Genomic DNA, 6,979 nt, shown 5'->3' on the forward strand with positions numbered 1-6,979 from the left:
TTGTGACTCCTTTCAGGCTTTACGCTATCGTCTAGCAATTCAGACAACGAGATAAACTGGTGCAAGCATGTCATCGGTAGACTTTGATATTTGCGTCATGGGTGGCGGCGTAATCGGCTTAGCCATAGCCTCAGCCTTAGCAAAAAGCAGCAGTGTACTGCTGGTTGAACAGCATGACGCTTTCGGTACTGAAACCAGTAGCCGCAACAGTGAAGTTATTCATGCAGGGTTATATTACACACCGAACTCATTGAAAGAGTCACTCTGCTTGGCAGGCCGAGAAGCCCTTTATACCTTTTGCCAACAGCATGATGTTCCGCATCAAATGATTGGCAAGTTAATAGTCGCACCAGACCAAAACAATCCAAGGCTAGAAGCTCTCTTTCAAAAAGCACTGATGCTAGACATTCCGATAGAACGGTTAGACCAACACGCTTTGCGCGAACATGAACCCAATGTCAGCGCCTGCGAAGCCTTGCTATCGCCTCGCTCCGGCATCATAGATAGCCATATTTATATGCTGCGTCTCGCCCAAGAGGCCGAACGCTTGGGCGCTACTTTAATGAAATACACCAAATTTAATAAGGCCAGCATAAACGAAGTGGGCTGGCAGGTTGAACTGACCACCAGTGATGGCCTCTATTCACTTAACTGCGCAACCCTGATTAATGCTGCCGGGCTCCATGCTCATGACGTTGCTCAGCGCTGCGGGACCGCCATTGATGATCTGCCACCGTTACATTTTTGTCGCGGTCATTACTTTAGCTATCAGGGCACAAACCCGTTTAATCATCTAATTTATCCACTACCAGAAGCGAATCTCACTGGGCTAGGCATTCACGCCACCATCGATCTAGGCGGCCAAGTTCGCTTTGGACCCGACACAGAGTATCTAAGTGCAACCCGTCCAAGACAGCTCAACTACGAAATTTCAACTCACTTAGGACTGCGTTTTGCCAAGGCTATCCAAGGCTATTTTCCCGAGTTAAAAGCTGAACAACTCCGTCCAGCCTATGCCGGAATTCGCCCTAAATTGCATCTAGCCAATGAAATAGCAGCTGACTTTCATATCGCCCGCCACGACCGTGAAAACACGCCACCATTGGTGCACTTGCTCGGAATAGAGAGCCCCGGACTCACTTCTTCCCTAGCAATTGGTCAGTATGTAACTGAATTGTTGCTACCTCAAAACTGAGCCTTTTGGGCCAACTTATTGGAAAATCAACCAAATCATCAGGGAACCTTATCAAGTGCACGTCGTCATAACGTATTGTTCTAAGTCCGTATGATGCAGATAGGTTACAAAGGCACTACACTGTAAACCAATGTAGCGAATGATTACGAACAACGATTTACAATTGTTCACTATAAGACTTAGTTAATACACAAGTACCAGGCAATCAGCTGCTACGCTAAAAGCATATGAAGTGAAACAGATTGGCCAATAAGGGTAAATTATGACTCAAGCACTGCGAGTAAGCGAAGAATCAGAAACGGAAGTAAGTACTATCTTATCTGCCCGAGTGTTGATTCCAATTAGCTGCGACCGTTGCGATAAAGAAACGGATATCAGTATTCAAACGCTGAAAGAGGGTGGCACTATCATGTGCGAACATTGCTATGACGTTCGCCCCTTTTCAGTAACAGAGCAGCAGACCTTGCGCGCGGTATTAGCTCAAATTGGTTTTCATTTCGCCGGTTAGTCACTAGCGCTGATCATAAACGGCAGGGCCAATCGTTATTAGCCCTGCCAATATTCATAACAAATTTTTCAAAGGTTTCAGTTGCGGCATCAAAAGCCTAACGAAGCGGACTAACACACGCTGAATTCTCATTACTCCTGCTGCGTTATCGCCATCTAATAGCATTTGATACTCAAGTGACTGGAACAACGCCATTACGATATCGCTATCTTCAGCAGCCGAATCTGATCCTAAAGCCGTTAAAAACTGCGAGACGATATCAAACAGAGCTTCGCGGTGCATTTGCGCAAGCTGTTTCACTCTGTCATCGATACAGGCCTCATAGCGAAAAGCTTGCTCGCTAATCAGCATAGTGAGATCAGTGGCCAATTTGCCTTCGCAATAACGACTAAGTTCATTCGCTAAAAACTGGACAGCGCGCTCTTGCTCTCCAACATCGGTTAAATCCATTTGATATAGCTGCGGCAATACCGCCTCAAACTCTTCGGTGAACCGATTGACGTAACCCAATGCCCATTCCGTATAGAGCGTAAAAGCATCAGCTATTAGTTCGCGGATATCCTTAAAGTAATAGGTCGTCGCCGCTAACGGGACATCAGCTTCGGAGGCAATAGCACGATGCCGAACGCCACGAACACCGTCACGAACTATGATTCGCATCGTTGCTTCAAGAATCAAACGGCGACGTTGCTCACTCTTCGCACGACTCGCTTTTCTTCCTTGATATTGTAATTCGCTAACCGTGACCTCGCGCGCGGACTCCATGGCAATCTCCTAGCCTAAGTAGAATCACATTGTGGAGTGTCTTAATTCTTTAATGTATGTACTTGCGTGCCAAAACAGAGAAATCTTTATCCGCTTGCCGATAAAACCGGCAATTCATCGCCGCTAATAGCCAAAAAAAGACGGAAAACATTGAATTACCGGCGTTAAAAGTCTGGCATGGCTTCTGCAGTAGCCAAGTATCAATAACAGGAGGCCGCCATGCTACTCAGTGCCTTAAGTAACTACTTACAACACCAACATGCCAGCACTGCCACTAACGCGGACAACGATGCGACAAAAGTCGATGCTATCAGTAACATCAACACTAAAGCAGCGGATGACAGTGCCTCACCAGCAGCCTATGTTCCGTCTGATCGCGCCGTGCTTGTGAGTGCCGTTGCCAGCGAATTCAACGTGCAAGCACTGCCAGTGAACGAAGTAGGTGGATTTCAAGCACGCTTACAGCAATATGGACTACTCAATGGTCAGGCACTCAACGCCCTCGCGTTAGTCAATACTGCCCGCGAAGGCCTTGCAGAAAATGACACCATTGATGCTCTCGGCATCATTGACCTAGCAAAGACTCAATTTGATGAACTGGGCGCGAGCTATTCGCAACGTAAGCAAGTTAGTCAACTCCACACTCTGTTTAGCAACCTCGCATCCGCACGTCCCGTCGCAAAAATGGTAAGCTAGCGTCTTCATAAATTATTGGAGAACTTGCATGCGCTATGCCCTAGCGGCCTTGATCCTTGCGATCCCTACCGCACACGCTATAACAGATATCGAAGAAAAACGTCGTAATGGAGAAAGCCAGGGCTGGCAAAACAAGATCGAAGCGGGATTTGATATGGAATCCGGCAACAACGAAAAGCGTGCAGGCAGCCTCGCACTGAACAGCAGCGGGCAGGGTCAAGAGTATCGATTTTTCAGCTGGGCCAGTCGCGACTATGAATCATTTAATGGCGACCGCACCGACGACAACACCTTCGCGCACGCTCGTATGGTTCGCAACTTTCGCGAACGCTGGGCACAAGAAGCCTTTCTACAGTACGAACGTGATCCGTTCGCGTCTCTCCAACACCGCTATCTAGCCGGTGGCGGTGTACGTTTTCAGCACAAGTTTAATGACAAGGGATTGATCAATCAGGGGCTAGGGCTATTTCACGAACAAGTGGCAGAAACCGGCACTGACGGCACGGCTACCCATGAACTCACCCGCGTAAACCTGTATACGCATTTTGAGTGGGCGTTTAGTCATAGCCACTTTCAAACAACTGTTTACGTGCAGCCATCGGTAGACGATGTCGATGATGTTCGTTCTTTAGTGCGCGCCACCTTGACCATGCCAGTGAGCCAACAAGTCGACTTCAAGTGGCAATGGCAAAGTCGCTGGGACACTATGCCGCCGGAAGGATCGGAATATCACAATCATCAGACACAGTTAAAATTATCTGTGCGCTTTTAATTGATCACCGAGATACCGCGTTGGTCCAGGCCAGCGCAACCTCCATCCACTCTTTTAACCAAAAAAGAGCGTCGTCATCAGGGGTGGATGTTTCGGTTGCATCAATCGTGACGCGCGGGATCGGAGCCTTGCCTTGTAGCTCAAAGAAGCGTTCTTCTAGTAAAGCGCCGGCATTGCAAAAAGTACGGTCATAAGAACTATCCCCTAAGCTAACCACGCCAAAAGGACGACCATTCTGTAATGGAAATTGCTCTTCTAACTGAACATAAAACGGCAGTAAATTAGCAGGAACATCGCCCTGACCTGTAGTGGATGTCACCACCAGCACAGCATCCCAAGGTTGCGCATTCAATGCAGCAACCGAGGCATTGATATCTACGGAAGCGTTATGTCCGGCAGCAATTAATGCATCCGCCAACGCATTTGCAACGGCTGTCGCAGTGCCAGTTACAGATCCCACAGGAAGATAAATATTGGCCATCATGCCTTCCAAAAAAGGGCAATTATATCGGTCTGGGTGAAAGGTGTCCTAACGTATTTGCAACAATGCCCGATAGCAGGCGTCCAATTCACGTTGACGCACGACCGTCAAACTGCCATGAGCGCGGCAAAGTTGCGTGGTTTCCTCATATACGCGCCGTAATGCTCCTAATACAGTACGCTCGCTCACTCGCTGACGCAGTTGCAAAACCTGCTCTTCAAGCTCAATTTCAATGGGCACATCATGAAATGCTGCCCATTCATTTAACAATCGGCGAAATAGTGGTAACGGATTTCGTTCAACATCGTGGGTTGCTAAACCCGAAAGCCTTAACGCGTCATCAACCTGTGCCATTATTTGCAGAGGTGAAGGCATCGGAGTGTCAGTTTGCATACGCAATCACCTTCTACGTGCTTTACTTAATTAAGATAACTCTCTTCAGCATAGACTGGCCTAACAGAAGTGTGGCCCTTTTACGGTAGGACGAATGAAAGTAAGTAACGAACTATTCGACCTAGAAGCTTTCCTAAATCGCTGGGTGCAGCGACTTGCGCCCACTTGGTATGCGAATCAAGCCGTGCGACAAATAGCATTAAGCAATATAGGCATTCTCAATCCATCCAGCTATCTCGCACATCGATGGATGAGTTTGGCATCCATCGTTACCGCCTGCGAACAAGGGCTACCAGAAAAACACCCAGTGTTTGCGCCGCTGCAACCGCTGCTGCAAAAATTACTTGTCAGTAAAAAACTTGATCGCTTACTCAATCTGACCACCATCACCGGAGTGGAAGTCAGCAGCCAAGATGATAAGGACTATGCATCCTTGGCACATTGGGCAGTTGCTCAATCTAACTTACCGCCCTGCTCATCAGCGGATGAATTTGATGCATTGATCAATCAACACTTTGGTAAAGGCAGCACACCTATCAAGGTGATCTACAGAGAATGGGATGGACGCTACTATTGGATTAACCAAGAAGAACCTATTGTCGTAGCGGCTATTGCTAAGTTCGCCACAGAAAAACAACGTGAAGCGCGAGTAAAAGCCGAGATCCACGTTGAAAGTGTGCATGAAGCAACTCTCGAACGCATTCGCCAGCAGTTTTGGTGGTTATTACTGAATCGCGAACAAGCAGACACTATCCATGCATTGCTCGATGCTGCTCACTTACCGCTTGTCGTAACCAATTTTGAGTCGCGTCGCGACGACCTAGCATTTTTGATCGCGCCCAAACACAATCCTCGCCTCAATCGCATCCTTCTAACCTTGATACAAAATAGGTCGTCACAGGAGATAGTCGAGTTTGGGCGCTTCTTAGGCAGGCATCACTATGCATTCCGAAATCAATAAATTTAATATACAGGCGTCTAGGACTCTGGCGCTTTTTGCCATATTTGTAGTAAGGTGCGCCAATGGCTTAATCGCACACAGTAGGCGTCACTAGGGCGCTTGATTTACGCAAAAAGCCTGTCATTCTAACGATCAGCATAACAATAACGGTAATCTCATGATCCGAGGCACTTGGAGTCTGACTGAACCACTCGTACCGGTAAACATTCCGGCAACGATGTTGCGTGTCGGCGAAGAAAACGGCATCGACCGCTCAGTCCTGTTGAAAAATACAGGCATTGACCCACAGCTACTTGCCGACCCCTCTGCACGATTGACCTACCAGCAACTGTTATTGCTGGCAGAAAACCTTATTCGTAACTATTCAGATGACAGTGCCGGTCTGGATTTAGGCGCCGCCATCAATATCAATCAATTTGGTATGCTTGGCTACGCTGTGCTTAGCTGTGCCAACCTACGTAGCGCCCTTGATCTGGGCATGAAGTATCACACTTTAGTGGATCCTGCCTTCACTTTTGAGGTGATAGACGTGGGTGAATATTCTGCGGTGCGACTGACCAGCCATATTCCTTTCGACCATATCTATCGAATGATTTGCGACGTGTTTGTAGCGACCTTCTCTACGTTGGCGCGCTTTTTAACAGGCCAATATGCAGCTCAACCGGTCGAAGTTCATTTAAATCATCCTGAGCCTGCGTATTCCGAGCGCTACAAAGAATTTTTTGACTGCCCGATATTATTCGATCAGCCAAGAACTGAGTTCATCATTTCCCATGACGTTCTCAGCCTTCCTTTGGTCATGGCAGATCAAGCAACGGCTGCCATGGCTGAAAATCAATGTGAAGAAATCCTTACCCGCATGGGGCCCAAAGAAGGGATCATCGCCAAAGTTCGCCGCATATTGCTGAGCAACCCAGGACATTTCCCTCCGGTCGATGTGGTTGCTAGCCATTTAGCTACATCAACTCGTACTTTAAGTCGCAGCTTGCAGGATGTGGGAACCTCCTATCAGCGTATTCTCGACGAAGTTCGTAAAGAGATGGCCATTGAATATCTGCGTAATTCGAACCTTCCCATTGAAGAAATTGCTGCTTTGGTCGGCTACAGCGACCCATCTAACTTCCGCAAAGCCTTTCGACGTTGGACGCAAAACGCGCCTTCGTATTATCGCGAATAACGATAATGGCTCCTGCCCACTGGCCCCAATG

At 47.8% G+C, this 6,979-nt stretch carries 9 protein-coding genes; 6 read left to right on the top strand and 3 right to left on the bottom strand.

Annotation, left to right across the window (positions count from 1 at the left end; translation table 11 throughout):
• Nucleotides 1–67 precede the first annotated feature (67 nt).
• Nucleotides 68–1,195 (top strand): NAD(P)/FAD-dependent oxidoreductase, encoded by a 1,128-nt coding sequence (locus tag UXZ23_RS00780; RefSeq protein ID WP_320818756.1) that lies wholly within the window; start codon nt 68–70, stop codon nt 1,193–1,195.
• A gap of 262 nt (nt 1,196–1,457) precedes the next feature.
• The gene (locus tag UXZ23_RS00785; protein WP_320818757.1) at nt 1,458–1,703 is read left to right on the top strand and encodes a hypothetical protein; all 246 of its coding nucleotides are present in this window, start codon (nt 1,458–1,460) and stop codon (nt 1,701–1,703) included.
• 54 nt (nt 1,704–1,757) lie between these two features.
• Here the strand turns inward: UXZ23_RS00785 and UXZ23_RS00790 are convergent, their stop codons facing one another.
• Nucleotides 1,758–2,468 carry a TetR family transcriptional regulator gene (locus UXZ23_RS00790; RefSeq protein WP_320818758.1) on the bottom strand — a complete coding sequence of 237 codons (711 nt, stop codon included), beginning with the start codon at nt 2,466–2,468 and terminating at the stop codon, nt 1,758–1,760.
• 219 nt (nt 2,469–2,687) lie between these two features.
• Between UXZ23_RS00790 and UXZ23_RS00795 the strand changes: the two genes are divergently transcribed.
• On the top strand, nt 2,688–3,164 hold the full coding sequence (locus UXZ23_RS00795) for a hypothetical protein (RefSeq protein ID WP_320818759.1): 477 nt from the start codon (nt 2,688–2,690) through the stop codon (nt 3,162–3,164).
• Between the two features lie 28 nt (nt 3,165–3,192).
• The gene (locus UXZ23_RS00800) at nt 3,193–3,936 is read left to right on the top strand and encodes a YdiY family protein (protein ID WP_320818760.1); all 744 of its coding nucleotides are present in this window, start codon (nt 3,193–3,195) and stop codon (nt 3,934–3,936) included.
• A 4-nt stretch (nt 3,937–3,940) separates the two neighbouring features.
• Here UXZ23_RS00800 and UXZ23_RS00805 read toward each other — a convergent pair whose 3' ends face one another.
• On the bottom strand, nt 3,941–4,420 hold the full coding sequence (locus tag UXZ23_RS00805; protein ID WP_320818761.1) for a flavodoxin domain-containing protein: 480 nt from the start codon (nt 4,418–4,420) through the stop codon (nt 3,941–3,943).
• A gap of 45 nt (nt 4,421–4,465) precedes the next feature.
• Nucleotides 4,466–4,810: a hypothetical protein gene (locus UXZ23_RS00810; RefSeq protein WP_320818762.1), complete on the bottom strand. Its 345-nt coding sequence runs from the start codon at nt 4,808–4,810 to the stop codon at nt 4,466–4,468.
• A 94-nt stretch (nt 4,811–4,904) separates the two neighbouring features.
• On the opposite strand from UXZ23_RS00810, the gene UXZ23_RS00815 reads away from it, so the two are divergent.
• Together UXZ23_RS00815 and UXZ23_RS00820 are read left to right on the top strand one after the other, a co-directional pair.
• Nucleotides 4,905–5,771 (top strand): hypothetical protein, encoded by an 867-nt coding sequence (locus UXZ23_RS00815; RefSeq protein ID WP_320818763.1) that lies wholly within the window; start codon nt 4,905–4,907, stop codon nt 5,769–5,771.
• 157 nt (nt 5,772–5,928) lie between these two features.
• Entirely contained in the window at nt 5,929–6,948 is a 1,020-nt protein-coding gene (locus UXZ23_RS00820; RefSeq protein ID WP_320818764.1) for an AraC family transcriptional regulator, read from the top strand.
• Nucleotides 6,949–6,979: the final 31 nt, after the last annotated feature.

The sequence above is a fragment of the Thalassolituus sp. genome (genome assembly GCF_034111725.1).
Classification (GTDB): domain Bacteria; phylum Pseudomonadota; class Gammaproteobacteria; order Pseudomonadales; family Oceanobacteraceae; genus Thalassolituus.

Coding starts and splice junctions, on each gene's coding strand:
- UXZ23_RS00780 (WP_320818756.1), top strand. CDS start 68: ATGTCATCGGTAGACTTTGATATTTGCGTCATGGGTGGCGGCGTAATC.
- UXZ23_RS00785 (WP_320818757.1), top strand. CDS start 1,458: ATGACTCAAGCACTGCGAGTAAGCGAAGAATCAGAAACGGAAGTAAGT.
- UXZ23_RS00790 (WP_320818758.1), bottom strand. CDS start 2,468: ATGGAGTCCGCGCGCGAGGTCACGGTTAGCGAATTACAATATCAAGGA.
- UXZ23_RS00795 (WP_320818759.1), top strand. CDS start 2,688: ATGCTACTCAGTGCCTTAAGTAACTACTTACAACACCAACATGCCAGC.
- UXZ23_RS00800 (WP_320818760.1), top strand. CDS start 3,193: ATGCGCTATGCCCTAGCGGCCTTGATCCTTGCGATCCCTACCGCACAC.
- UXZ23_RS00805 (WP_320818761.1), bottom strand. CDS start 4,420: ATGATGGCCAATATTTATCTTCCTGTGGGATCTGTAACTGGCACTGCG.
- UXZ23_RS00810 (WP_320818762.1), bottom strand. CDS start 4,810: ATGCAAACTGACACTCCGATGCCTTCACCTCTGCAAATAATGGCACAG.
- UXZ23_RS00815 (WP_320818763.1), top strand. CDS start 4,905: ATGAAAGTAAGTAACGAACTATTCGACCTAGAAGCTTTCCTAAATCGC.
- UXZ23_RS00820 (WP_320818764.1), top strand. CDS start 5,929: ATGATCCGAGGCACTTGGAGTCTGACTGAACCACTCGTACCGGTAAAC.